This is a genomic window from Micromonospora sp. NPDC093243 (assembly GCF_044753725.1).
GTDB lineage: Bacteria > Actinomycetota > Actinomycetes > Mycobacteriales > Micromonosporaceae > Micromonospora.
Genome location: NZ_JBIVNT010000006.1, coordinates 85,838 through 109,819 on the forward strand (window position 1 = coordinate 85,838; position 23,982 = coordinate 109,819).

The following is a 23,982-nucleotide window of genomic DNA, read 5'->3' on the forward strand; positions in this document are numbered from 1 at the left end:
ACGCGGCGGCGCCCCGGGCCGGACGGATCCCGCGGCCCCCCTGCTCAGCTGATTCTGATCGGCGTCGAGTGCAGTTCGTTGTCCGCCGGCAGGGCGTCGCGGCTCGGGCTCAGGTCGGCGGTGGCCCGGAGGGTGAGCTTGCCGGTGGGCAGGTCGTCGCCGGTGACGGTGTAGGTGAACGAGAAGCGGGTAGTTCTGCCGTCGGCTTTGACCGGGACGGGTTTGCTGGCGGAGTCGACCGGGGTGTAACCCGTCGGGGTGCCGCGGAACAGCTCGACCTGGACGGTCTCCGGGTAGCGGGTGTTCCGGATGTGGACGTCGACCGCGATGGTCTGCCCGACCCGCGCCGTCCTGGGCACGGTCATCCGCACGATCGCCACGTCGTGGGTGCGCACCTGGACCACGTGGGAGACGGAAGCGCTGCGCCCGTCGGGCGTCTCCACTGTCAGCCGTACGGTGTGATCGCCGTCGGCGCCCAGCCGGTAAACCGGATTCGCCTCGGTCGACGTCGTCCCGTCTCCGAAGTCCCAGGCGTAGGAGGAGATGCCCAGCCCCGCGGAGTCCCAGGCGGAGCTGCTGAAACTGATCTGGTCGTAGGAACTCGGGTCGCTCGGGTAGTGGTAGAACTCGGCGGTGGGCTGCGCGGCGACGTCGAGTTGGAAGGTGTGCTCCGCGCTTCCGTCCGACCCGACCTGGAACAGGTAGGTCCGACCCGCCTGCGCGACGAAGGTTAGCGGTTGATAGCTGTAGAGCGGGCTGCACGCCACCAACGAAAGCTGGTTGAGCGCCGAGCCGACGTACGCGGTGATGCCGGCGTGGCCGGGGTTCGTCCGGGCCGTGACCGACCTGGTGGTCGTCGGCGTGTACGAGTACCAGCCCGTGTGGGACGCGGGGGCACAGGACCGAGGCTCACCAGTCTCGCCGGTGGCGCCCCGATAGTCCTGGCTGTTCGCGTAGGGCAGCGCGCCGACCGGAGCGGCGTCGGCGAAGTCGTCGTTCCCCGGCGCCTCGAACTGCTCGAGCGAGAACCGGAGCGTGCCGCCGCCGGCGCCGCCGTCGCCGCAACAGGCGCCGACCATGAAGTGGTAGGTGGTGCCGGCGGTGACGGCGAAGGAGACCTGGCCGTAAAGGCCGCCGTTGTCGTAGTGGCAGGCCACCTGCGTGAGCGCGCCCTGCTCGCCGGTCCAGGCCGAGAGCGCTGCTTCGTAGTCGTTGCCGATGGTGTGTGCCCGGATCCGTCCGTCGCGGGTCGGGGTGTAGCTGAACCAGACCGAGGCGTTGTTGTGGCACCCGGTCGGGTCGGTCGGGTCCGCGGTGGCGCCGCGGGTGTCGATGGTGGTGGTGTAGGAAAGCGTCTCCACCGCGATGGCGGCGGAGAAGTCGTCGTTGACCGGCGCGGCGTGTGCCGCGGTCTGTCCCACGACGAGCAGCGTGATCACCCCCGTGAACGCGACGGCGATCCGCGCGGCAGTGCGTCTGACCACTGAACTCCTCCTGGACTCTGTGGACCGGCCCGCCACCTGCGCCGCGACAATCCGGAGCCAGTGGCGACCGTCGATCGTCTCACCGTCGCGGGGTCGTCGCTAAGACCGCGATAGCCGAGGTTTAACGCCGGGCTAAGGGGCCGTGGCCACGTGCGGCGTGGCCGATCCGGTCCGTTGGCGAAGGCGCCGCGTCGCGTCGACGTCGGGTCACTCGTTTGCCCCGGTGGGATCAGCGACGAAGGAGGGGCGGTGGCCACCGTGGGTGGATGCCCGACCGACCCGACCGGCCCGGCCGGCCGATGACGGACATCCGGATCGAGCGCAGCGAGGCCACCCCGGAACGGCCGACCTTCCTGGAACTGCTCTTCGATCTCGTGTACGTCTTCGCGCTGACCCGCATCTCCCAGCGCCTGATCAGAGACCTCACCACCGAAGGGCAGATGCCCTTTGCGGAGGGCGTCGAGACGCTGCTGCTCTTCCTGACCCTCTGGATCACCTGGGCGAGCACCACCTGGGCGACCAGCAGGCTGGATCCGGACGTGCCGGTGGTCCGGGTGGTGCTGCTGATCACGATGGTCGGCAGCATGGTGATGGCGGTGGCGGTGCCGCACGGGTTCGGCGAGCGCGCGGTCGTCTTCGCGGGTGCGCACGTCGCGGTCCAGGTGGCCAGGACGGCCTACTACGGGATCGCGACACGCCGTTTACCGCAGGGACGGTTCGCCACCCGGTCTCTCGTCTGGTCGGTACTGAGCGGGGCGCTCTGGATCGCCGGTGCGCTGGCGCCGTCCGGGCCGCCGCGCGGCTGGCTCTGGGCCGGCGCCCTCCTGCTGGAGTACATCGGTTGGGCCTGGGGGTCGCCGGTGCCACGGCTGGGTCGCGACCGGCTCGGCACCCAGCCCATCGCCGGCGGTCACCTGGCGGAGCGCTATCAGCAGTTCCTGCTGATCGCCCTGGGCGAGGTGATCTTCACCGTCGGCCTGGCGTTCAGCGAGAGCCCGTTCGACATTCCGCAGGCGGCCGGGTTCGCGCTGGGGCTCGCCGGCACCATGCTGTTCTGGCAGATCTACTTCTTCCGGGCCGGGCAGCTGCTCGGCGAGGCGATCGGCGGCGCGCGGAGGCCGCCCCAGATCGGCTTCGCCGTCGCCTTCACCCATCTGCCGATGATCGCCGGCATCGTCCTCGCCGGGGTCGGCTACGAGCTGATCGTCGCCGACCCGCTCGGCGAGTTGGAACCGGCGTGGCTGCTCGCCATCCTCGGCGGTCCGGCGCTCTTCCTGATCGGGCGGGCGCCCCTGGAGTTCCAGGTCTTCGGCCGGATCTCCCGGTCCCGGCTGGCCGGCCTGGTGGCGCTCGGCGCGCTGGCGCCGGCGCTGCTCCACGTGCCGCCGCTGGCCGCCGGTGCCGTGGCGACCGGCGTGCTGCTCGGGGTCGCCGCCTCGGACCTGCGCCGCGCGCGGGGCCGGGAACCCGAGCCCGCCGCCCCGCCGCCCTGACAACGGCCCGAGTCGCGTAGGTGTCCGCACGCCGAGAAGGCAGGCGGTCGACCTCGGGCGGATCAGCCTTCGGCCAGGTTCCACGCGTCCCGGGGCCGTGCTCCACGCGCGCGCAGGAGCGCGTAGTGCGGCAGCGACGTGGGCGGTAGGTGATAGTCCTCCGGGTCCAACACCTCGATCCACGTGGCCGGGTCGGTGCGCGCGACCGTGACGGTGAAGCCGTCACCGTCCGCCAGATCGACATGAATCATGCACCCGCCGTCGTACGGCTGGAGTTCGTAGTCGAAGACCAGCCCCTCGGCCGCGAAGCGTGCGGCGACGGTTCGGGCCAGCTCTTCGGCGCGCCGCACATGCTCTTCCATCTCAGCGATTCTGCTGTCTCTCGTTCGCCAGGTGGCGCCGACATGCGGGCAACCCGAACCTGCGTCGTCCCGCACCGTCTCGCCTGACCGCATCGATTGAAGGAAACTTTCGTCGACCGCTTTCCGCGCCCAATCGGCCGATCGCCGCTGCCGAGCGCCCATTGGCCGCACTGCGGCCGCCGGGAGCTGTCCCGTACCTGACCCGGTCGCAAGGATCAAAGATGTTCGATCAGTGGCTTCGGCGGGGAGGCATCATGACGGGCGTCCGGAGGCGGGATCTGCTGGCGGGAGCGGCCGGCGCGGCGGCACTGGCGGGGAGCGGGATCGCCGAGGTTGCACCGGCCCAGGCCGCCCGGGGCCCGGGAGACGCGCACCGACCGGACGAACGGCGGGTACGGCTGCGGCAGGGCACGGACGTCGCCGCCCAGCTCTCCCCGGACGGCCGGATGATCGCGATGGACCTGGTCAGCGTGCTGTGGGTGCTGCCCGCGTCCGGTGGTCCGGCCCGGCGCCTCACCAGCGACCTGTTCGACATCGCCCAGCCGGACTGGGCGCCGGACAGCTCTACGATCGCCTTCCAGTCGTACCGGGACGGCGCCTTCAACCTCTGGCTGATCCGGCCGGACGGCTCCGGCCTGCGGCAGCTCACCAACGGCCCGTACGACCACCGGGAGCCCCGCTTCTCGCCGGACGGCCGGCGCATCGCCTTCTCCTCGGACCTGTCCGGGAGTTACGGCATCCACCTGCTCGACGTGGACACCGGCCGGATCACCCCCGTCGCCGACACCAACGTCGAGGAGTACGAGCCGGCGTGGTCCCCGGACGGCAGCCGGATCGCGTTCGTCGTCGCCAACACCCGCATCGACGTGGTCGACGTGGCCAGCGGCGTCCGGAGCACCGCGGTGACCGCCCCGGCCGGCGCGGTCCTGCACAGCCCGACCTGGACCCCGGACGGCCGTGACCTGGTCTACCACCGGCTGCTGGACGGCCGCAGCGAGCTGTGGCGCAACGGCGCGGCCCTGGTGAGCGGCGAGGACACCTACCCGTTCCGGGTGTCCTGGCGCTCCGACCGCGAGTTCGTCTACACCGCGGACGGGCGCATCCACCGCCGCCGGCTCGACGGTGACCGCCGCCAGGAGGTCGGCTTCGCCGCCGCGGTCACCGTCGCCACCCCCCGCTATCGCAAGCGGCGGCGCGACTTCGACTCGACCACCCGCAAACCGGTGGTGGGCATCGGCAGCCCGGTGCTCTCGCCGGGCGGACGGCAGGTCGCCTTCCGGGCGCTCAACGACATCTACCTGATGACCATCGGGCAGCCACCCCGCCCGCTCACCCGCGACCACTGGTGGACCTGCGACCCGGCGTGGTCACCGGACGGGCGCTACCTGTCGTACTCCACCGACCGGGGCGGGAAGCTGGACATCTGGTTGCGCGACCTGCGTACCGGCGCGGAGCGGCAGCTGACCGACCTGCCCGACGCCGCGGCCGTCTCCGGGACCTGGTCGCCGGCGGGCGACCGGCTCGCGTTCCTCGACCAGAACGGCGCGCTCTACACCGTCGAGGTGGCGTCCGGGGCCGTGCAGCCGGTCTTCGCGGCCACCTTCGAACCCGGCCGCCCGACCTGGTCGGCCGACGGCACGGTCATCGCGCTCGCCGCCGTCGTGCCCTACTCCGCCCGCTACCGGGAAGGGCTCAGCAAGATTCTGCTGGTCGACCGGAGCACCGGCGCCGCCCGCTACGTCGACCCGATGCCGCACCGGTCGATCCAGACCCGCGGCGACGACGGCCCGGTCTGGTCGCCCGACGGCCGGCGGATGGCGTTCGTGGTGGCCAGCGTGCTCTGGGTGGTCGACGTCCACCCCGACGGCACCTTCGCCGGGCCGCCCCGCCAGGTCACCCACGAGGTCACCGACGCGCCGAGCTGGAGCGGCGACTCCGGCGAGCTGCTCTACCTGAACAACGGCCGGCTGCGGCTCGTGCCGGCCGACGGCGGTGCGCCGCGTACCGTGCCCGTCGGGTTGAGCTGGACCAACAGTCGGCCGCGCGGGCGTACGGTGATCCGCGCCGGCCGGCTGTGGGACGGCGTCGGTCCGCGCCTGCGCGCGGACGTCGACGTGGTCGTCGAGGGGCACCGGATCGTCGCCGTCGAGAAGTCCCGGCCCGGCCGCGACGGCCGGATCGTCGACGCCCGCGACGCCGTGGTCGCCCCCGGCCTGATCGACATGCACCACCACCGGGAGATGCAGGGGTACGCCTACGGCGCCCGACAGAACCGGCTGTGGCTCTCCCTCGGCGTCACCACCACCCGGTCACCGGGCAGCCCGGCGTACCACATGGTGGAGGAGCGGGAGTCGGTGCAGTCGGGGGCCCGGATCGGACCGCGGTACTTCGCCACCGGCGAGGCGGTCGACGGAGCCCGGATCTTCTACAACTTCATGCGCCCGACCTTCGACGAACGGCAGCTGGCGTTGGAGCTGGAACGGGCCGGGGCGCTGGACTACGACCTGATGAAGGCGTACGTCCGGTTGCCCGTCGCGTGGCAGCGTGCGGTGGTCGAGTGGTCGCACCGGCACGGGGTGCACGCCACCTCCCACTACCACTACCCGGCGTTCGCCTTCGGCAGCGACGGCATGGAACACACCGGTGCGACGAACCGATTCGGCTACTCCCGCACGGTCACCGCGATCGGCGCCGGCTACCAGGACGTCATCGACATCTTCAACACCTCCCGCGCGGCGCGCACGCCGACCCTGTTCGGGGCGAACACCCTGCTGCGCGAGGACACCTCACTGGTCACCGACCGCCGGGTCCGCACCCTCTACCCCTCCTGGCAGTACGCGGCCCTGCAGGCCGCGGTCACCACCGCGCAGACCACCGACCAGACGGCCAACCGGGAGAACCTGGCCCGGCAGGTCGCGCAGGTGGCGGCGATGGTGCGTGGCGGCGGCCGGGTGCTCACCGGGACGGACTCGCCGATCGCGTTCAACGCGGTGAGCCTGCACCTCAACCTGCGGGCGATGGTCGCCTACGGGCTCACCCCGTACGAGGCGTTGACGACCGCCACCCGGGGGCCGGGGGAGTTCCTCGAGGAGCCGATCGGGCAGGTCGTGCCGGGCGGATACGCCGATCTGGTGGTGCTCGGCGGTGACCCGCTCGCCGACATCGACCAGGCGGCCAACGTCCGGCACACAATGGCCAACGGGGTGCTGCACAGCGTCGACGAGCTGCTCGCGCCCTTCGAGCCCGGCGCTGCCGCGCGGACCTCTACCGCCACCCCGGTGAACACCCTGCTGCCGGGCGTGCCCGAGCACCCGGACAACGCCCGGTACTGGTGGCACGACCCCCACTACGTCGACGAGAGCCGGCACTCGTGCTGCGCGGAGCTGTGACCGGGGCGTCGCCCGGCGGCCCGGCCGTCACGACTGGAGGAGCCATGATCAGACCCGTCATCAGGGCGGCGGCGGCCGCTGTCCTCGTCCTGGCCGGGCTCGTCGCGCCGGCCACCCCGGCCGGGGCGGGACCGCCGAGCGGCCCCCGACCCGGCGAGGTGACGCTGACCGAGTCGGCGTTGCAGGGGGTCCACGGCACCTCGCCCGACGCGACCGTCCGTAACGTCCTCACCGTGACCGCCACGGGCCAGCACCTGCGGGTCCGGCTCGGCAACCCGTTCGGCGCGACCGCGCTCCGCGTCCGGGCGGCGTCCGTCGGTCTGCAGACGAGCGTGGACGACCCCGCGCTGCTGCCCCGGTCGGTGCGGTCGCTGACCTTCCGTGGGGCCCGCGGCGTCACCGTCGCCCCGGGCACGAGCGTCTGGTCGGATCCGGTCGGGCTGAACGTCCGCGCCGGTGACCACGTGGCGGTCAGCGTCTACGCGCCGGGAGGGCCGGTCAACGACCACAGCTTCCCGCCACCGGAGACCGACACCCCCGGCTCGTTCCTGTCGGTGGGGCCCGGTGACGCGACCGTCGACACGACCGGGCGGGCGTACGGCGCGTTCCGCCCCGGCACGCTCTGGTGGGTGGACGCGGTCGCCGGACGGTCGCCGGCCCGCGGCACCATCGTCGCGCTCGGCGACTCCATCACCGACGGCTACCAGGCGGTCGGCGGGGGAGCGCGGTGGACCGACGTGCTCGCCCAACGGATCAACACGCTGCCGCCCGGGCGGCAGCTCTCGGTGGCCAACGCCGGCATCAGCGGCAACACGGTAAGCGTCCAGCCCAACCCGTACGACCCGACCGGCCAGTGCTGCGGACCGCCGGCGCCGCTGCGGTTGGAGCGCGACGTGCTGTCCCTGCCGGGGGTGGAGTACGTGATCCTGCTGGAGGGCACGAACGACATCGGCGGTGGCGCGAACGCCCCGTCGGCGCCACCGGAGCAGGTGATCGGCGCGATGCGGGACATCGCCGCCCGGGTGCACGCCGCCGGGCACAAGATCATCGGTGCGACGATCCTGCCGATGTGCAACCCGGCCGGCAGCGTCCAGGAGCAGACCCGGCTCGCGGTGAACCGCTGGATCCGCACCTCGGGCGTCTTCGACTCGGTGCTCGACTTCGACGCGGTGCTGAAGGACCCGGACGATCCGACCGTCATCCACGGCCCGTGGCGCTACGACTGCTACCACCCGAACGCGGCGGGCGACCGGGTGCTCGGCGAGTCGATCCCGCTGAGCGTCTTCGGGCTCGCTCCGATCACCGCCGGGGTGTGACCGGCGCCGGTGTGCCGGCCCGCGATCCGTGGCGCCGGCACACCGGTGCGCCCCGCAAGGAAGATGAGCCGAACATCGCTGGCGTCCGGCCACACCTCCCGGATAATGGATCAACCATGGACAGCCGAACCCTCGTCCTGCTGGACACCGACATCGGCAACGACATCGACGATGCCGTGTGTCTCGCCTATCTGTTGGCGCAGCCCCGCTGTGAGCTGCTGGGGATCACCACGGTCACCGCCGAACCGGAGCGCCGCGCGAGCCTTGCCAGCGTGCTCTGTCATGCCGCCGGTCGCCGGGTGCCGATCTTCCCCGGGGCCGCGGAGCCGTTGGCCAGCCCGCCGGTGCAGGGGCCACCGCCCCAGGCGGCCGCGCTGGCCCGGTGGCAGCACGAGACGTCTTTCCCCGCCGGTCAGGCGGTGGAGTTCCTGCGCCGGACCATCCGCGAGCATCCGGGCGAGGTCACGCTGCTGGCGATCGGCCCGCTGACGAACGTCGCGCTGCTGTTCGCCGTGGACCCGCAGATCCCCGCGCTGCTGCGGTCGCTGGTCATCATGGGTGGGGCGTTCACCACCGTGGCGGGGCCCGAGTGGAACATCCACTGTGATCCCCACGCGGCCGCCCGCGTCTACGCCGCACCGGTCGCGGTGCACCGCTCGATCGGTCTCGACGTCACGACCCGGGTCCAGATGGACGCCGACGCGTTCCTGCGGCGTTGCACCGGGTCGCTGCTGCGGCCGGTCGCCGACATGGCCGCGTCGTGGTTCGCCGACCGGCCGGAGGTCACGTTCCACGACCCGCTGGCCGCGGCGAGCATCTTCGACCCCTCGCTCTGTTCGTTCGCCGCCGGTCAGGTGGTCGTCGACCGGAACGGTGGGCCGGCCTCCGGCGTCACCACCTGGCGGCCGGATGACCCGGCCGGGCCGGACGCGATACCGACCGATCCGGCGCAACGGCAGCCCGGTGCCGGCAGCGCGGGCCCGCACCAGGTCGCGGTCGACGTGCGGCCGGAGGCCTTCCTCGACCACTACTTCGCCGTCGTCGACGCCGCCGCGCCCTCGGTGCGGACGGGTCACCGGCGGAACGACCCACCGGTGACCCGTCCGTCCTGACCGTCCAGGTCGGCTACCGGCTGGCCCAGAGCAGGCCGCGCTCGGTCAACCCGCGCACCTCGGGGCGGTCGAGATCCTCCAGCTGGTGCCCGATCGTGGAGACGAAGACCCGGCCGAGCCCCCACTGCCGGGTCCAGACCGCCGGAGACACCACGTCCTGCCGCCAGGGCGTGTCGGCTGTCGCCGGGAAGCGGGTGGTGGCGAGGACGTCGTTTCCCGCGTCGGTCAGCATCCAGTACTGCTCGGTGCGCTGGGTCCACCGGTGCAGCCCACGGACGATCGGGTGGTCCGCGCGCTCGGGCACCACCTCGATCTCGTGGTCCACGAAACCGCCGGGATGTTCGGCGAACTGGCCGCCCGTCAGCTGCAGGTAGGGCGTCGAGGCACGGAACGAGTCGACGATCCCCCCGTGCCAGCCGGCGAACCCGGTACCGCCCCGCACCGCCGCGACGAGTCCGGCGATCTGCTCCTCGGTGGCGGTGCCCATCGTCCAGCACTGCACGACGAGGTCGGTGCGGGCGAGCCGCCCGGCGTCCGCGTAGACGGCGAGGTCGTCGCTCACCTCGACGGTGAAGCCGTTGGCCCGCAGGAAGGGCAGGAAGCTGTCGGTGGTCTCGGCCGGCTGGTGCCCCTCCCAGCCGCCCCGCACGACGAGGACGTGGCGCTCGGCGGTCACGGCAGCAGGCTCCGCAGGGGCGAGCGTCGGGGCGCCTGGCTGAGCTTGTTGGCGATCGCCCGGTAGGCGGGCTTCGGCGCCAGCTCGTCGTCGAAGGCGAGCGGCCGGCGCGGGGCACCGTCCTCGCGCGGATAGTCCTCTTCGAGCCAGGTGTAGCGGTCGGAGAGGCCGAAGGCCATCACCGCCTTGACGGACCGGTGCGAGAGCGCCACGTCGAGGTAGCGGCGGTAGACGTCGGCGACGGCGGCGTCCCGGGTGGTGATGTCGGCCGGCAGGCCGTCGTCGAGCACGTCCAACTCGGTGATGAGGATGTCCAGGCCGCGGTCGGCGACCTGGGAGAACCAGTTCAGGTAGGCCCGCGCGTCGAACCGGTCGGCGAACTGGTCGGCGAGCAGGTGCGCCTGCACGCCCAGGGCGTGCACCGGCACGTCGTCGCGGAGCAGGTCGTCGATGACCTGCAGGGTGGCGCGCCGCCGGGGCCCGGGTTCGTCACCCCACTCGTTGACGGTCTCGAACCCGAACTCGTTGAGTACGAGCACCGCCTTCGGGTCGGCGGCGTGCGCGACGTGGAACGACTCGGCCACGTACGAGCGCCCGAGCGGCTCCCACCACGGCACGTCCGTGCGGTAGCCGCGCTGGCCTTCCGGGCTGGTGACCTCGTTGGCCACACTCCAGGTGCCGACCCGGCCCCGGTAGCGGCGAACGACCGCCTCGACCGTGCCGAAGAGCACGTCGCGGGCCTCCTGCTCGCCCATGCCCCACAGGTCTTCCTCACTCCACCCGTCGCCGAAGCCCTCGTCCCAGACGAGGTGGGCGCCGAACACGGCCATCTGCTGCGCCTCGGCGTAGGAGATGATCTGGTCGGCGTAGGTGAAGTCGAGCTCTGCCTCCGGCGTCGGCTTCAGCCGGTACCAGAGCAGGTCGTCCTCGGTGAAGAGCAGGCCCGCCTCACGGCTGACCAGCTGCCGGTAGGGGGTGTCGGTCAGCTGCCAGGTGGCCGCCGAGGTGCCGAAGGCGAGGCCGTTCGGTCGGGCCAGCTTCCACAGTGGGGGGCGCTGGGCGCCGGCCGTGCCCAGCGGGCCGCTCCCGGCGGGTGCCGCGCCCGCCGCCCGGGGGACGCCCAGGGCGCCGGCGGTGGCCAGGCCGGCCGCGCCGAGCAGCAGGGACCGGCGGGACACGGGATGGACGTCACTCATGGTGCCGCCTCCTTCGATTGACGTGCCGCGAAATTGCAAAACGTTTTGCCATGTCGCTGCTGAGCAGGGTACGACCCGCGGTCACGCCCGGACAAGACATGGTTGCCTCTCGCGTTTTGCGGCGGTTAGGCTGCCGGCGACCCGCTGCCAAACGTTTTGCATGAGGGGGTTCCGCCATGAGCCGGCTTTCCATGGGCATCATCGGGCTGGGTGAGGTGGCGCAGGTGGTACACCTCCCGGCCCTGCGGTCGCTCTCCGATCTCTACCAGGTGACCGCCGTCTGCGACCTCTCCCCGGGCCTGCTGCAGCGGGTCGGCGGCGGCTACGGCGTCGAGCGCCGCTACGCGGACTACACCGCCATGCTCGACGAGAACAAGCTCGACTGCGTGCTCGTGCTCAACAGCGACGAGTACCACGCGGAGGCGGCGATCGCCGCGCTCGACCGCGGGGTGCACGTGCTGGTGGAGAAGCCGCTCTGCCTGAGCCCCCGCGAGGCGCAGGCCGTCATCGAGGCGCGGGACCGCTCCGGAGCCACCGTCATGGTCGGCTACATGCGGCGCTTCGCACCGGCGTTCGTCGAGGCCACCCAGCAGATCGGCGCCCTCGGCCGGCTCAACTACGCGCGGGTGCACGACATCATCGGCCGCAACCAGCTGATGATCGACCAGACGATCCTCGTCGACCGGCCGTCCGACCTACCCCGCTCGGCGGTCGAAGCGCGCTGGGCCAAGGGGCGCGCGTTGGTCGCGGACGCGCTGGGCGACGTGCCGGACGTCCTGGCCGGCGCCTACCGGCTGCTCTGCGGTCTGGGCAGCCACGACCTCTCCGCGATGCGCGAACTGCTCGGCCCCCCGCGCGGCGTGGTCGCCGCCCGGCAGTGGCGCGACGGCCGGTTCATCACCGCGCTGCTGGAGTACGACGACTTCATGGTCACCTACGAGACCGGAGTGGACGAGCAGTTGCGCTTCGACGCGCACATCGAGGTGTACGGCGAGCACGCCACCATGCGGGTGCAGTACGACACCCCGTACATCCGGCACCTGCCGACCGTGTTGATCAGCGAGGAGACCCGGGGCGACGGCCTGCACCGGATCGTCTCCCGCCCGCACCTGAAGGACCCGTACACCCACGAGCTGGAGTACTTCCACCGGATGGTCGTCGAGGGCGGCCGGCCGAAGACCGGTCCGGAGGACTTCCTCGAGGATCTCGACCTGTTCGCCGAGCTGATCCGGGTGATGCCCGCCGACACCGAAGCCCGGGTCTGAGACAGACCGGAAGATCCGTCGAGTCCCGCCGGAGATAGGTGCCGCCCCTCCGGCAGGCCCGCAACTAGCGTCGAGCCCACGATGTCGCCACGTCGCGGCGGCCACGGCAACAGGAGGTGCACCGGTGCTGGACCAACAGGCCATCGACTTCTACCGGACGAACGGCTACCACCTCCATCGGGCGCAGATCTTCTCGCCGGCGAAGCTCGACACCCTTGAGCAGATCTTCGACGAACACCTCGCCGACAAGGGCGACAAGCTCTCCGACGAGCTGGACACGCCGCACTTCCGCGACCCGCGGCTGCTGGACCTCCTGCTCTCCGACGAGGTCCTCGACCTGGTCGAGCCGCTGGTCGGTCCGGACATCGCGCTCTGGACCAGCCACTTCATCTCCAAGGACCCGAAGGTGGGTCGGGCCACCCCCTGGCACGAGGACAGCGCCTACTGGAACGGCCGGCTCAGCGAGTACGACCGGATCGTCACCGTCTGGCTGGCGCTCGGACCGAGCAACCGCGGCAACGGCTGCATGCGGGTCATCCCCGGCACGCACGACAACGGCTTCTCCGAGTACGTGCCGACGGACAAGTCGAAGCAGACCTTCCACGCCGAGATCCCGGGGGTGGACGAGAGCCGGGCGGTCTACTTCGAGCTGGAACGCGGGCAGTGCTCGCTGCACGACGGGCGGATCATCCACGGCGCGGAGCCGAACACCAGCGACATCCGCCGGACCGGCTACACCATGCGCTACTTCCCGGCCTCGGTGAAGGTGCTCCCGGTCCCGGCCAACGACGGGTGGAAGATCTGGCTCGCCCGCGGACGTGACAGCGCCGGCAACACCTACCAGCCGGACCCGCGGTGAAGCTCGGGCTGCTGACCGCCTGCCTGCCCGGCGAGTCCCTCGACGAGATCGCCGGGTGGGCGGCGGCCCACGGCTACCAGGGTCTGGAGGTGGCCGCCTGGCCGCGGGACCCCGGACGCCCGTGGGAGGCGAGCCACCTCGACGTGGACGGCTTCGACGAGACCGCCGCGAGTCGCGTGCGCGACCTGCTCGACGGCCACCACCTCACCCTCTCGGCGGTGGCGTACTACGAGAACAACCTGCACGCCGACCCGGCGACCCGGGAGCGGATCCACCGGCATCTGCGGGCGTGCGTCGACGCCGCCGCGCTGTTGGGTTGCGAGCACGTCGGCACCTTCATCGGCCGCGACGTCACCCGGTCGGTGACCGAGAACCTGCGCCTGGCCGAGCAGGTCCTGCCCCCGCTCGTCGAGTACGCCCGGGACCGGGGGGTGCGGCTGGTGGTCGAGAACTGCCCGATGGAGGGCTGGCATCCCGACGGCTATCCGGCGAACCTCGCGTACTCGCCGGAGCTGTGGCGCTGGCTGGCGGGTTTGGGCTTCCACCTGAACTTCGACCCGTCGCACCTGGTCTGGCTTGGCATCGACCCGGTGGTGGCGTTGACCGAGAACCTCGACCTGGTCCAGCACGTGCAGGCCAAGGACGCACAGGTCGACCCCCGCGCGCGGGATCGGTTCGGGGTCTTCGGCCAGCTGATCGGGCGGGAGTCGCCGTGGGCCAGCGGCTGGTGGCGCTACCGGGTTCCCGGCCTGGGCGAGGTGGACTGGCGCCGGCTGGTCGACGTGCTCTACGAGGGCGGGTACGACGGCTTCGTCTCCGTGGAGCACGAGGACCCGGTCTGGTCCGGGTCTCCCGAGAAGGTCCGGCAGGGCCTGGTCATCGCCGAGCGCACCCTCGGCCCGCTGATCGTCGCGTGAGACAAGGAGCCCGAGCATGCAACGTGGTGTCTACTTCGACGCCTGGTTCCCGCGGCAGCACTGCTACCACCCGAGCCTGCCGCCGCGGCGGCTGCGAATGATCGACGACCTCGTCGACTACCGCGCGACCACCCTCGTCTGGGCCTCGCTCGGTGGTGGCTCGATCTCGCTGCCCTACCTGGAACAGGAGGCCTTCGGCGCGATCGATGCCCGGGCCCGCTTCTACGGCTTCGTCAACGACAGCGAGTTCATCGCCGCCGCCCAGCAGCGCGGCATCAAAGTCTTCGGGATCGTGTTCGAGGCGCAGGGCTGGGAGTTCCCGGTGGAGCTCAACGCCGAGGAGGACGAGGTCCTCGCGCTCAACGAGCTGCGCGGAGTCGGACACCGCGACTGGATAGGGCTGCGGGAGTTCACCCGGAACCGGTACCCGAAGCTGTGGAAACCGTTCGAGCACTACTTTCCCGGCGGCCTGGTCAACAGCGATGGCGAACCGGTCGTCGACCTGATCGAGGAGTGCTGCGCCCGCGACATCCACCAGACGGCGCTGCACGCGCGCTGGGTCGAGTGCCCCGACCGCGAGCACCAGTGCTTCTACATGGATCGCAACAACCCGGTCTGGCGCGAGTACCTCAAGGCGGTCATCCGCCTGCAGATCGACGCGGGCGTCGACGGTGTGCAGCTGGACGAGACGGAGCTGCCGCTGGGTTCCCTGCAGTACGGCGGCTGCTTCTGCAAGGACTGCATGAAGGGCTTCCGCGCCTACCTCAGGGCGCTGCCGGAGAGCGAACGCAGCCCGCACCTCGCCGGCGTCGACCTGGACACCTTCCACTACGGGGCGTGGTTGCTCGAACGGGGCTACGACTTCAAGGGCCGGCACGACTCGACGCCGCTCTACAGCGAGTACTACCGGTTCCAGTGCGACGCGATCCGGCGTCACTTCGGCGAGCTGGCCACGCACGCCCGCGACTACGCCCGCTCGAAGGGGCGGGAGGTGTTGGTCTCCGGCAACTTCTTCAACATGGATCCGCAGTACCTGGGCCTGGCCGACGACGTGGACGTCATCGTCACCGAGATGCGCAACACCACCTACCGCCAGCCGGAGTGGTACCGCTACGTGGCCGGGTTCGCCGGCGACAAGGACGTCATCGTGGTGGAGAACCCGTACGGCGGGGTGGTGCCGGAACTCGTCGAGCTGCTCCGTGCCGGCAAGGGGCACGACCTGCTGCGGTTGTCGTGCTACGAGGCGGCGGCGTTCGGCGCCAACATGGCGGTGCCGTACGGCGCGTGGATGGGCGCGACCATCCAGGACGCATTCTACCCACCGCACGAGGTCGCCGCGGAGGTGCAGGCGTTCCTCGCCGACAACGAGCGGCTGTTCGAGCGGCGCAGCGGCAACGAGGTCGCGGTCGCCTACAGCGTGGAGAGCAACCGGGAACTGGTCGCCCGCCAGGACGTCGGGGACAACCTGCGCAACGCCCGCGACGAGAGCGTGCGGGTGCCGTACCGGCAGGTCACCGAGGCGCTCGCCGGGAGCGCGGTGCCCTTCGACGTGGTCATCTTCCCCGACGCGCGGACTGCCGCCGACCGGATCACGGCCGAGGACCTGCGGCGCTACCGCACGGTGCTGCTGCCCGCGTGTACCTACCTGACGTCGGCCCAGGTCGCGGCGCTGCGGGGCTACCTGGACGGCGGTGGCCAGGTGGTGCGCACCGGTGCGCTGGGAGAGAACCTCACCGACGACGAGCGGAGCGCGCTGACCGGGCACCGGGGCATGGCCGAGTCGGAACCGGCCGACCTGTCGGCGCTGCTGCCGCAGGGCCGCCAGATCGCCCTCGCCGCCGTCGGCGGCACGGCCGCCGTCGCCGCCAACACGGCCGAACTGGCCGACGGCTCGGTCGCCGTCCATCTCGTCAACTACGACTACCGGCCGGGCGACGACGAGGTACGCCCCGTTCCCGGGCTCGACCTGCGGGTCCGGCTGCCCGAGCGCCGACCGGAGGCCGCCGTGCACAGCTGCGACGGCAAGGCGACGGCGCTCGACGTGCGGGTCGACGGGGAACATCACGTGGTGACGCTGGACTCGCTCGGCCCGTACGCCGTCGTGGTCTTCTCCGGCGACCCGGCGCGGCCCGACGCGCAGGCATCATGAGCAGGTCAGTCCCGCCGATCCGGCGGCACCGAGCGGAAGGTGGGGCGGGATGAGGATCGCGGTGCTGACCGCGCCGGAGCGCTTCGAGATCGCCGAGGTACCGCCGCCCGAGATCGCGCCGGACGAGGTGCTGCTGCGGGTGGCGGCCTGCGGGGTGTGCACGTCGGAGCTTCCGGCGTTCACCGGCGCCCAGTCGCCGGACTATCCCCGCCACCTCGGGCACGAGGTGAGCGGCACGGTCGCCGCGGTCGGTGCGGAGGTCCAGTCGTTGGCGCTCGGCGATCCCGTCGGCGCGTGGGTGACCTCCCACGGCTTCGCCGAGTACGTCGCCGTCAAGGCCGCACACTGCCGCCCGGCCGGCGACATGCCGCTCGACGAGGCCCTGGCGGAGCCGCTCGCGTGTGCGGTCAACGCGGTGGAGGAGGCCGACGTCCGGCTCGGCGACGACGTGGTGCTGATCGGCGCGGGGTTCATGGGCAACCTCGTGCAGAAGCTGGTGCGGCTGCGCGGGGTGCGGCATCTCGTCGTGGCCGACACCCGGCCCGACGCGCTGGAGCGGGCCACCGCCCTCGGTGCGACCCGGGTGGTGGACGTCCGCAGCGAGTCACTGGCCGAGGTGGTCGGCGAGCTGACCGGCGGGCGGGGTGCGGACGTGACGTTCGAGTGCACGGGTGGGCAGGCCGCGCTGGACGCGGTCGGTGACGTGACCCGGATGAGCGGGAAGATCGTGCTGGTCGGCTTCCATCAGGGCGCGGCGCGCAGCATCAACCTGGCGTACTGGAACTGGATGGCGTTCGCCATCATCAACGCGCACTACCGCGACCTGGACACCATCATGCGGGGGATGACGGTGGGCATGCGCCTCCTCGCCTCGGATGTGCTGTCGCTGCGCACGCTGGTGACGCACCGCTTCCCGCTGGAGCAGATCGACGCCGCGTTCCGTGCCGCCCGCGACAAGCCGGCCGGTTTCGTGAAGGCGACGGTCACCTTCGGTTGAGCGACGCGGGCGCCGCTCGACCGGCCGGGCCCGGCGTAGCCCTCACGCGGACTCGCGGACCACCAGCGGGCAGGGCAGGACGACCTTGCGGCTCTCGCCGTCGTACGTGCCGGCCATCCGGCTCAGCAACAGCTCCCCGGCCGTGCGGCCGATGTCGTAGGCCGGGTTGCGGACCGTGGTGAGGGGAGGGTTCACGATCGTGGCCGCGTCGACGTCGTCGAACCCGACGATGGCGATGTCGTCCGGCACTCGCAGCCGCAGCTCGTGCACCGCGTCGATGGCGCCGATGGCGGTCAGGTCGTTGGCGCAGAACACCGCGTCGGGGCGGCGCTCGGGTGCCGACATCAGCAGGTGCATCGCGCGCCGGCCACCCGGGCGCGTCCAGTCGCCGTGCACCATCAGCTCCGGCTCCACCGGGAGCCCGTTCTCCGCGAGCGCCTGCCGGTAGCCCTCCTCGCGGGCCGACCCGGCGGGCAGCGGTCCCTCGATGATCGCGATGCGGCGCGCACCGCGCCGGATCAGGTGGCTGACGGCGGCGTGCGAACCGACGGTGTCGTCCGGCATCACCAGGTCGGCGTGCGGCTCGTCGTCGCGGGAGCCGCCCACCCGGACGGCGGGCAGCCCTGGCCCGGCGGGGCCGGTCCGTGGCTGCGCGGCGGTGCGGCCGGCGGCCATCACCACGCCGTCCGCGCCGCGGTCGAGCACGTCGGCGAGGAAGGCGTCCTCGCGTTCCGGGTTGCCGTCGGTGTTGCAGACGTAGGTGCCGTATCCGGCGCCGTCCACCGCGTCGGCGAGCCCGCGGGTGAGCACGGCGTAGAACGTGTTGGTGATGTCGGGTACGACGACGGCGACCATCCGGGACCGCCGGGTCCGCAGGCTGCGGGCGACGTTGTTGGGTCGGTAGCCGAGTTCCCGGATCACGCTGCGGACGGTCTCCTGGGTGGCCTCGGCGACCCAGCGCTTGCCGGAGAGCACGTGGGACACGGTGGTCGGGCTGACCCCGGCGAGCTTCGCCACCTGCACCAGCGTCACCCGGTTCTCGTCGGGCGCCGGTGCTGGTGACCGCTTGTCGGACATCGACTTCGCCCTTTCCCGCCGTTGACCACCGCAGCTCGGCTTCGTACGGTAGCAAAACGTTTTCACCCCGGAGATCGTCGCGGGAGGTCGGATGACGCGGCTCCTCGACCGGTACATGATCGACGGCCTGGTAGCGGGCGAGGCCGGGTTGCGGGTGATGCGCCCGCTGCTGCGGGACGTGCCGGCGCACTGGCACGACTACTACGAGCTCGGGTACGTCATCGAGGGCGCCGCCCGGCATGTGGTCAACGGCGTGCCCCGGGCGCTCGGTCCGGGTGCCGCCTTCCTGCTGACGCCCACCGACTTCCACGAGCTGCGCCCCACCTCGGAAGCGCCGCTGACCTGCTACAACGTCGTCATCGACCCGCGGGTGGTCGAGCGGTGGCTGGAGGCGATGGGACCGGGCCCGGCGGCGGTGACCGGGTCTCCCTGGCTGGCCGACGACTGCGCCGACCTCGGCGGCGACTTCGATCGGCTGTGGCGGGAGTCCGAGGGCCGCCGGCCCGGCGCGCCGGCGGTGGCCGACGCCGTGCTCGGTTGCATCCTCATCGAGATGGCCCGGCGGTGCGCGATCCCGGCCCTGGACGGCGAACCGCGTGCGCCCGCGCCGCAGGACGCGGCCGTCGACATCCGACGTGCCGTCCAGTACGTCGAGCGGCACTTCCGCGAGCCGCTGACGCTGGCCGAGGTCGCGGCGCACGTGCATCTGTCGCCGAACTACCTGAGCGAGCGCTTCAGCCGCCTGGTCGGCGTGTCCTTCCAGAGCTACCTGCAGAACCGGCGGCTGCGGTTCGCGCGGTCACTGCTCGCCTCGACCACGCTCGGGGTCACCGAGATCTGCCACGCCGCCGGCTTCAACAGCCCGTCGCACTTCGGCCGGGCGTACCGGCGCCGTTTCGGCCAGCCGCCCTCGGCTGAGCGCACCCTGGGCGACAACGCCCTCACCGACCGGACGCAGAAGAACAACTGATTACGGGTCTGTTGCGTTCGTTATCCGTGATCTCTTGACAAGCCCGGGGCGGGCGGCAGACCCTAGCCGCATCATGCCAAACGTTTTGCACCGGCCCTTCGAAGTGTGATCCACGCATCACCGGCCGGCAACGACATTGGGGGCTGATCCGATGAAGCATCGCGCGTCCCGTGGTTCTCTGGCGATGGTGGTGGCGGCGACGACGGCCGTCGTGTTGGCGCTGACCGGCTGCTCGACCGGGGGATCCTCGTCGAACGACCAGGGTGCCGGAGAGGGCCCGGTCCCCGAGCCCACCGCGCCGGTGAGCATCTCGTTCGCCTCCTGGGTCGCCGAGATCCCGGAGATGAAGACCCTGATCCAGCAGTTCGAGACCGAGCACCCGAACATCAAGGTCGAGGTGCAGAACGTGCCCGCCGAGGAGGCGAACGAGAAGCTGACCGCCCAGGTGGCCGGCGGCAACCCGCCGGACGTCGCCTACATCGACGCCAGCACGGTGGCCGCCTTCGCCTCCCGCAAGGCGCTGGTCAACCTCGACAATTACATCGGCCGCAGCGACATCGTGAAGGCCGACGCCTACGTGCCCGCCTTCAAGACCTTCACCACCTTCGAGAAGAGCATGTACGGGCTGCCGTTCGACGGCGAGTCGACCGCGTTGTACTACCGCACCGACCTGTTCTCCGCCGCCGGCCTGACCAGCCCGCCCACCACCTGGGAGCAGTACGAGGCGGCGGCGCGGGCGCTGACCGACCCGGCGAAGCGGACCTACGGGCACGCCATGTTCACCAGCTCGCCCGAGGGCGCGTACTACTGGTACCCCTGGCTCTGGCAGGCCGGCGGGAAGCTGCTCTCCGACGACGGCAAGGAGGTGCTGTTCAACAACGCCGACGCAAAGAAGGCCGCCGAGTTCTACGTGAACATGGCCAGGTACGCGCCGAAGGACTACCTCAACTCCAACTCGTACGACGGCCGGCAGTCGTTCGCCAACGGCCAGGTCGGTATGTACGTCGCGGGATCCTGGTTCGCCGGAACGCTCACCGACGAGTTCCCCGCCATCAACGGCAAGTGGGCCACCGCCCCGCTCCCGCAGGGCTCGGCGGGCTGCGGAACGACGATCGCCGGCGACGCGCTGGTCATCTTCAGCCAGAGCAAGAAGTCCGACGCCGCGTGGAAGTTCATCGAGTTCCTCTCCAAGCCTGACAACGTCGCATTTTGGACCTACAAGTCCAAGGACGGCACCCTGCTGCCGCCGATCAACAGCCTGCTGGACTCGCCGGACCTGGTGACCACCAAGCCGGTGCTGAAGGGCTTCGCGGAGGCCATGAAGTGCGGGGTCAGCAACGTGGTCGCCAATCCGGACTGGCCCAAGATCGAAGAAGCCCTCAACGAGCAGCTGGCCAAGGCGATCTACGGCGAGCAGACCGCGGCCCAGGCTCTCGACAACGCGGCGGCCGAGGCCGAGAAGATCATCAGGTGACCCGGGGGAACGGGCCGGCACGGAAGGCAGGTAGGGCGGTGGTGACGGGATGACCGCGGTGACGACGTCCCCGCCCCCGGGCGGGGGAGACGAGACCCGGCGCCGCGGTCCGCGCGAGCGCCGGGGCGGCCGACCCGCTCGCCGCGGCGTACGCAGGACGGCTCGGCTGATGTGGCGCGAACGGTCGGCGTACGGCTTCCTCGCCCCCGGCCTGATCCTGTTCTCGGTCTTCACGGTGTTCGCCCTGCTCTTCGCGTTCTACCTCACCTTCCGTGAGTGGAACATCCTGGAGCCCGAGAAGCCGTTCGTCGGCCTGCAGAACTACCGGGACATGGTCCAGGACGAGGACTTCCGCCGGTCGATCATCAACACGGCCTACTTCACCGGCGCCTCGGTGCCGCTGGGCATGGCCGCCGGGCTCGGCATCGCCCTGCTGCTCAACCAGCCGATCCGTGGCCGGGGACTGCTGCGGACGCTCTACTTCCTGCCGAACGTCACGCCGTTCGTGGTCTCGGCCATCGTCTGGAAGTGGCTCTACAACGGCGACTTCGGGTTGATCAACTTCTACTTGCTCAAGACCCACCTGATCAGCGAGCCGCTGGTGTGGTTGTCGAACAAGGACCTGGCGATGCCAGCCGTGGTGCTGATGAGCGTGTGGGCGAGCCTGGGCTTCTCGATGGTGGTCTACCTCGCGGCGCTGCAGGCCATTCCGGAGCAGCTCTACGAGTCGGCGCGGATCGACGGCGCCGGCGCGTGGGCCCGGTTCCGCTACGTCACCCTGCCGATGCTCTCGCCGTCGACGCTGTTCCTCACGGTGATGGGCATCATCGGCTCGTTCCAGGTCTTCACCCAGATCTACGTCATGACCAGCGGCGGCCCGGTCAACCGGACCACCACGATGGTCTACTACATCTACGAGGCAGCCTTCAAGTTCTACGAGATGGGGTACGCCAGCACGCTCGCCTACGGCCTGTTCGTACTCCTGCTGGTGTTCACCGCGTTCCAGCTGAGGCTGTATCGAAAGGCGGACCTGTGACCGAGTCCCGCGGAACCCTCACCCGAGCCCCCGCGACCCCACCGCCGGCACCGGCACCGTCCCGCCGCTCGAAGCTGCCCCGGCGACTCTGGCTCGCCACCTGTTACGCCATCCTGGTGCCCGGCGCGATCCTCTTCGTCGCGCCGTTCGCCTGGCTGGTCAGCGCCTCGTTCCAGCACATGGGCGACATCTTCTCCTGGCCGCCGCAGTGGATCCCGAAAGACCCGACGCTCGACGGCTACAAGGGCTTCTTCGGCATCGGCGAGGCCGGCGAGCACGCGCAGGGCAGCGAGGGCGCCTGGCGGTGGTTCCTGAACAGCGCCTTCGTCGCCGGCTCGGTGACGGTGCTCCAGCTGTTCTTCAACGCGCTGGCCGCCTACACGTTCGCCAAGCGTCGCTTCCCCGGGCGCGACATCATCTTCCTGATCTTCCTGGCAACCATGATGGTGCCGCCGCAGGTGACGCTGATCCCGAACTACCTGGTCCTCAAGCACATCCCGTTCTTCGGCGGCAACGACGTGCTCGGCAACGGCGGTCACGGATGGCTCGACTCGTACTGGGGGCTGATCCTGCCGGGAGCGGTCAGCGCGTTCGGCATCTTCCTGCTCCGCCAGTACATGATGTCGATCCCGGACGAGCTGCTGGACGCCGCCCGGATCGACGGCGCCGGGGAGTTCCGGGTGTTCTGGCGAGTGGTGCTGCCGCTCTGTACCCCCGCGCTCGCCGCCACGGCGATCTTCACCTTCACCTACGCGTGGGAAGATTTCCTCTGGCCGCTCATCGTCATTTCCAGCTCCGACAAGTACACGGCACCGCTCGGCCTAGCATTGTTCGTGGTCAAGAATCGGACGTCCTGGAACCTGCTGATGGCCGGCTCGGTCGTCGCCACGCTTCCCATGATCGTCGCGTTCCTGGTGTTCCAGCGCCGGTTCATCCAGGGCATCTCGATGAGCGGGCTCAAGGGATGACCGGCGGCGGGCCTCGGCAGCTGGTCGAGGAGCTGCTGAACGAGGGCGGGGGAGTGCTGCGCCTCGCGCCGGCGTTCGTCGCGCGCGACCTGGTGCCGCCCGGCCGGCGGCTCGGCCTGCCCGAGGACGCGTACGACCTCGGCGAGCGGGGCTACCTCTGCGAGCGGTGGCTGGGTTCGACCACCCGGGCCGACAACCGTGTCGGCCCGCCCGACGAGGGGCTGAGCCACCTCGTCGACGCCACAGGGCGACCGCGGTTGACCCTGCGGGAGGCGATCGACGCCGACCCCGCGGCCGTCATGGGCGAGGCGTACGCGGCGACCCACCCGCAGGGTCTGGGCCGCCTGGCGAAGCTGCTCGACTACGGCGCCCGCATCCCGTACCACGTCCATCCGCCGCAACGCTTCGCCGAACTGGTCGGACGCCGGTCGAAGGACGAGGCGTACTACTTCCCGGCCGGTGTCGACACCGGCCCGCATCCGGAGACGTTCTTCGGCGTGCACCCGTGGATCGCCCGGGAGCGTTCCTACGAGGTGCTGCTGCCGTACCTCGTCGACTGGGACAGTGACCTGATCCTGCGCCACGCGCGGGCCGAGTTGCAGGTGCCCGATGACGGATTCCAGGTCCCGTCGGGGGTGCTGCACGCGCCGGGAACGGCGCTGACCGTGGAGCTCCAGGAGGACTCGGACGTCTTCGCCATGTTCCAGGCCCTCAACGCCGGCCGGATCATCTCCAAGGACCTGCTCTTCAAGGACGTTCGTCCCGAGGACCGGCGCGAGCATGCGGAGCGTTTTCCGCTGGGCTTCGTGGAGTGGGAGCTGAACGGCGACCCGTTCTTCTACGAGCACAACCACCTGACGCCCCGGCCGGTCGACGCCGGCGAGCCGGCTGGCGGGCGGGAATGGTGGATCTTCTACAACACGACGAAGTTCTCCGGGAAGAAGCTCGTCGTCCCGGCCGGGGCGAGCCATTCGACGACCGAACGCGGCGTGTACTCGATCCTGGTCTGGTCGGGTGCCGGGCGGTACTGCGGCCACGACGTCCGAGCCGGCGACGCCGAGTCCGACGAGCTGCTGGTCAGCCATGCCGCCGCGACTGCGCCGCACCTGGTGGAGAACACCGGCGACACCGACCTGGTGGTGTTCAAGTTCTTCGGTCCGGACATCAACGACACCCCGATCATCCCGCGCTACCCGAGTTAGCACCGGCGCGGTCGACCCGGGGCGGCCAGGGTTCGCGGTC

Annotated in this window: 19 protein-coding genes; 14 read left to right on the top strand and 5 right to left on the bottom strand. The window is 71.1% G+C overall.

Features of this window, described 5'->3' with window-relative positions:
- Positions 1-44: 44 nt before the first annotated feature.
- A complete protein-coding gene (locus tag ACIP9D_RS21145; protein WP_350873744.1) occupies positions 45-1,484 on the bottom strand; it encodes a PKD domain-containing protein in 1,440 nt (479 codons plus the stop codon).
- 266 nt (positions 1,485-1,750) lie between these two features.
- Here ACIP9D_RS21145 and ACIP9D_RS21150 point away from each other — a divergent pair, with 266 nt between their 5' ends.
- Positions 1,751-2,977 carry a low temperature requirement protein A gene (locus ACIP9D_RS21150; RefSeq protein ID WP_350873745.1) on the top strand — a complete coding sequence of 409 codons (1,227 nt, stop codon included), beginning with the start codon at positions 1,751-1,753 and terminating at the stop codon, positions 2,975-2,977.
- Positions 2,978-3,039: 62 nt separating this feature from the next.
- Here the strand turns inward: ACIP9D_RS21150 and ACIP9D_RS21155 are convergent, their stop codons facing one another.
- Positions 3,040-3,339 (bottom strand): hypothetical protein, encoded by a 300-nt coding sequence (locus ACIP9D_RS21155; protein ID WP_350873746.1) that lies wholly within the window; start codon positions 3,337-3,339, stop codon positions 3,040-3,042.
- Positions 3,340-3,593: 254 nt separating this feature from the next.
- Between ACIP9D_RS21155 and ACIP9D_RS21160 the strand changes: the two genes are divergently transcribed.
- The 3 genes from ACIP9D_RS21160 to ACIP9D_RS21170 all read left to right on the top strand — a co-directional run bounded on the left by ACIP9D_RS21160 (position 3,594) and on the right by ACIP9D_RS21170 (position 9,156).
- Positions 3,594-6,728 (top strand): amidohydrolase family protein, encoded by a 3,135-nt coding sequence (locus tag ACIP9D_RS21160; RefSeq protein ID WP_350873747.1) that lies wholly within the window; start codon positions 3,594-3,596, stop codon positions 6,726-6,728.
- 44 nt (positions 6,729-6,772) lie between these two features.
- Positions 6,773-8,044 carry a GDSL-type esterase/lipase family protein gene (locus ACIP9D_RS21165; RefSeq protein ID WP_350873748.1) on the top strand — a complete coding sequence of 424 codons (1,272 nt, stop codon included), beginning with the start codon at positions 6,773-6,775 and terminating at the stop codon, positions 8,042-8,044.
- A gap of 116 nt (positions 8,045-8,160) precedes the next feature.
- Positions 8,161-9,156, top strand: a complete 996-nt coding sequence (locus ACIP9D_RS21170) for a nucleoside hydrolase (RefSeq protein WP_350873749.1) — start codon at positions 8,161-8,163, stop codon at positions 9,154-9,156.
- 13 nt (positions 9,157-9,169) lie between these two features.
- On the opposite strand, the gene ACIP9D_RS21175 is transcribed toward ACIP9D_RS21170, so the two are convergent.
- Together ACIP9D_RS21175 and ACIP9D_RS21180 are read right to left on the bottom strand one after the other, a co-directional pair.
- Complete coding sequence (locus ACIP9D_RS21175) at positions 9,170-9,832, bottom strand: ThuA domain-containing protein (RefSeq protein WP_350873750.1); 663 nt, start codon at positions 9,830-9,832, stop codon at positions 9,170-9,172.
- Positions 9,829-11,028, bottom strand: a complete 1,200-nt coding sequence (locus tag ACIP9D_RS21180) for an endo-1,4-beta-xylanase (RefSeq protein WP_350873751.1) — start codon at positions 11,026-11,028, stop codon at positions 9,829-9,831. The genes ACIP9D_RS21175 and ACIP9D_RS21180 overlap by 4 nt, the downstream gene beginning before the upstream one ends.
- 176 nt (positions 11,029-11,204) lie before the next feature.
- Between ACIP9D_RS21180 and ACIP9D_RS21185 the strand changes: the two genes are divergently transcribed.
- The 5 genes from ACIP9D_RS21185 (at position 11,205) to ACIP9D_RS21205 (ending at position 17,215) form a co-directional block, all read left to right on the top strand.
- On the top strand, positions 11,205-12,293 hold the full coding sequence (locus ACIP9D_RS21185; protein WP_350873752.1) for a Gfo/Idh/MocA family oxidoreductase: 1,089 nt from the start codon (positions 11,205-11,207) through the stop codon (positions 12,291-12,293).
- Between the two features lie 124 nt (positions 12,294-12,417).
- On the top strand, positions 12,418-13,152 hold the full coding sequence (locus tag ACIP9D_RS21190; protein WP_350873753.1) for a phytanoyl-CoA dioxygenase family protein: 735 nt from the start codon (positions 12,418-12,420) through the stop codon (positions 13,150-13,152).
- Positions 13,149-14,069, top strand: coding sequence for a sugar phosphate isomerase/epimerase (locus tag ACIP9D_RS21195; RefSeq protein ID WP_350873754.1), 921 nt, complete (start codon positions 13,149-13,151; stop codon positions 14,067-14,069). Before ACIP9D_RS21190 ends, ACIP9D_RS21195 begins: the two co-directional genes overlap by 4 nt.
- A gap of 16 nt (positions 14,070-14,085) precedes the next feature.
- Positions 14,086-16,218, top strand: coding sequence for a hypothetical protein (locus tag ACIP9D_RS21200; RefSeq protein ID WP_350873755.1), 2,133 nt, complete (start codon positions 14,086-14,088; stop codon positions 16,216-16,218).
- A 49-nt stretch (positions 16,219-16,267) separates the two neighbouring features.
- Positions 16,268-17,215 (top strand): zinc-binding dehydrogenase, encoded by a 948-nt coding sequence (locus tag ACIP9D_RS21205; RefSeq protein WP_350873756.1) that lies wholly within the window; start codon positions 16,268-16,270, stop codon positions 17,213-17,215.
- Between the two features lie 42 nt (positions 17,216-17,257).
- Here the strand turns inward: ACIP9D_RS21205 and ACIP9D_RS21210 are convergent, their stop codons facing one another.
- Positions 17,258-18,292, bottom strand: a complete 1,035-nt coding sequence (locus ACIP9D_RS21210) for a LacI family DNA-binding transcriptional regulator (protein WP_350873757.1) — start codon at positions 18,290-18,292, stop codon at positions 17,258-17,260.
- Positions 18,293-18,383: 91 nt separating this feature from the next.
- On the opposite strand from ACIP9D_RS21210, the gene ACIP9D_RS21215 reads away from it, so the two are divergent.
- The 5 genes from ACIP9D_RS21215 to ACIP9D_RS21235 all read left to right on the top strand — a co-directional run bounded on the left by ACIP9D_RS21215 (position 18,384) and on the right by ACIP9D_RS21235 (position 23,942).
- A complete protein-coding gene (locus tag ACIP9D_RS21215; protein WP_350873758.1) occupies positions 18,384-19,262 on the top strand; it encodes an AraC family transcriptional regulator in 879 nt (292 codons plus the stop codon).
- Positions 19,263-19,413: 151 nt separating this feature from the next.
- Positions 19,414-20,736, top strand: a complete 1,323-nt coding sequence (locus ACIP9D_RS21220) for a sugar ABC transporter substrate-binding protein (RefSeq protein WP_350873759.1) — start codon at positions 19,414-19,416, stop codon at positions 20,734-20,736.
- 169 nt (positions 20,737-20,905) lie between these two features.
- The gene (locus tag ACIP9D_RS21225; protein ID WP_350873760.1) at positions 20,906-21,772 is read left to right on the top strand and encodes a sugar ABC transporter permease; all 867 of its coding nucleotides are present in this window, start codon (positions 20,906-20,908) and stop codon (positions 21,770-21,772) included.
- Positions 21,769-22,740: a carbohydrate ABC transporter permease gene (locus ACIP9D_RS21230; protein ID WP_350873761.1), complete on the top strand. Its 972-nt coding sequence runs from the start codon at positions 21,769-21,771 to the stop codon at positions 22,738-22,740. Before ACIP9D_RS21225 ends, ACIP9D_RS21230 begins: the two co-directional genes overlap by 4 nt.
- Complete coding sequence (locus tag ACIP9D_RS21235) at positions 22,737-23,942, top strand: hypothetical protein (RefSeq protein WP_350873762.1); 1,206 nt, start codon at positions 22,737-22,739, stop codon at positions 23,940-23,942. Before ACIP9D_RS21230 ends, ACIP9D_RS21235 begins: the two co-directional genes overlap by 4 nt.
- Positions 23,943-23,982 lie beyond the last annotated feature (40 nt).

What these genes read in the sequence shown, in the direction of transcription:
- ACIP9D_RS21150 (WP_350873745.1), top strand. Translation starts at nt 1,751, where the DNA reads ATGCCCGACCGACCCGACCGGCCCGGCCGGCCGATGACGGACATCCGG.
- ACIP9D_RS21155 (WP_350873746.1), bottom strand. Translation starts at nt 3,339, where the DNA reads ATGGAAGAGCATGTGCGGCGCGCCGAAGAGCTGGCCCGAACCGTCGCC.
- ACIP9D_RS21160 (WP_350873747.1), top strand. Translation starts at nt 3,594, where the DNA reads ATGACGGGCGTCCGGAGGCGGGATCTGCTGGCGGGAGCGGCCGGCGCG.
- ACIP9D_RS21165 (WP_350873748.1), top strand. Translation starts at nt 6,773, where the DNA reads ATGATCAGACCCGTCATCAGGGCGGCGGCGGCCGCTGTCCTCGTCCTG.
- ACIP9D_RS21170 (WP_350873749.1), top strand. Translation starts at nt 8,161, where the DNA reads ATGGACAGCCGAACCCTCGTCCTGCTGGACACCGACATCGGCAACGAC.
- ACIP9D_RS21180 (WP_350873751.1), bottom strand. Translation starts at nt 11,028, where the DNA reads ATGAGTGACGTCCATCCCGTGTCCCGCCGGTCCCTGCTGCTCGGCGCG.
- ACIP9D_RS21185 (WP_350873752.1), top strand. Translation starts at nt 11,205, where the DNA reads ATGAGCCGGCTTTCCATGGGCATCATCGGGCTGGGTGAGGTGGCGCAG.
- ACIP9D_RS21200 (WP_350873755.1), top strand. Translation starts at nt 14,086, where the DNA reads ATGCAACGTGGTGTCTACTTCGACGCCTGGTTCCCGCGGCAGCACTGC.
- ACIP9D_RS21205 (WP_350873756.1), top strand. Translation starts at nt 16,268, where the DNA reads ATGAGGATCGCGGTGCTGACCGCGCCGGAGCGCTTCGAGATCGCCGAG.
- ACIP9D_RS21210 (WP_350873757.1), bottom strand. Translation starts at nt 18,292, where the DNA reads ATGTCCGACAAGCGGTCACCAGCACCGGCGCCCGACGAGAACCGGGTG.
- ACIP9D_RS21215 (WP_350873758.1), top strand. Translation starts at nt 18,384, where the DNA reads ATGACGCGGCTCCTCGACCGGTACATGATCGACGGCCTGGTAGCGGGC.
- ACIP9D_RS21220 (WP_350873759.1), top strand. Translation starts at nt 19,414, where the DNA reads ATGAAGCATCGCGCGTCCCGTGGTTCTCTGGCGATGGTGGTGGCGGCG.
- ACIP9D_RS21225 (WP_350873760.1), top strand. Translation starts at nt 20,906, where the DNA reads ATGTGGCGCGAACGGTCGGCGTACGGCTTCCTCGCCCCCGGCCTGATC.
- ACIP9D_RS21235 (WP_350873762.1), top strand. Translation starts at nt 22,737, where the DNA reads ATGACCGGCGGCGGGCCTCGGCAGCTGGTCGAGGAGCTGCTGAACGAG.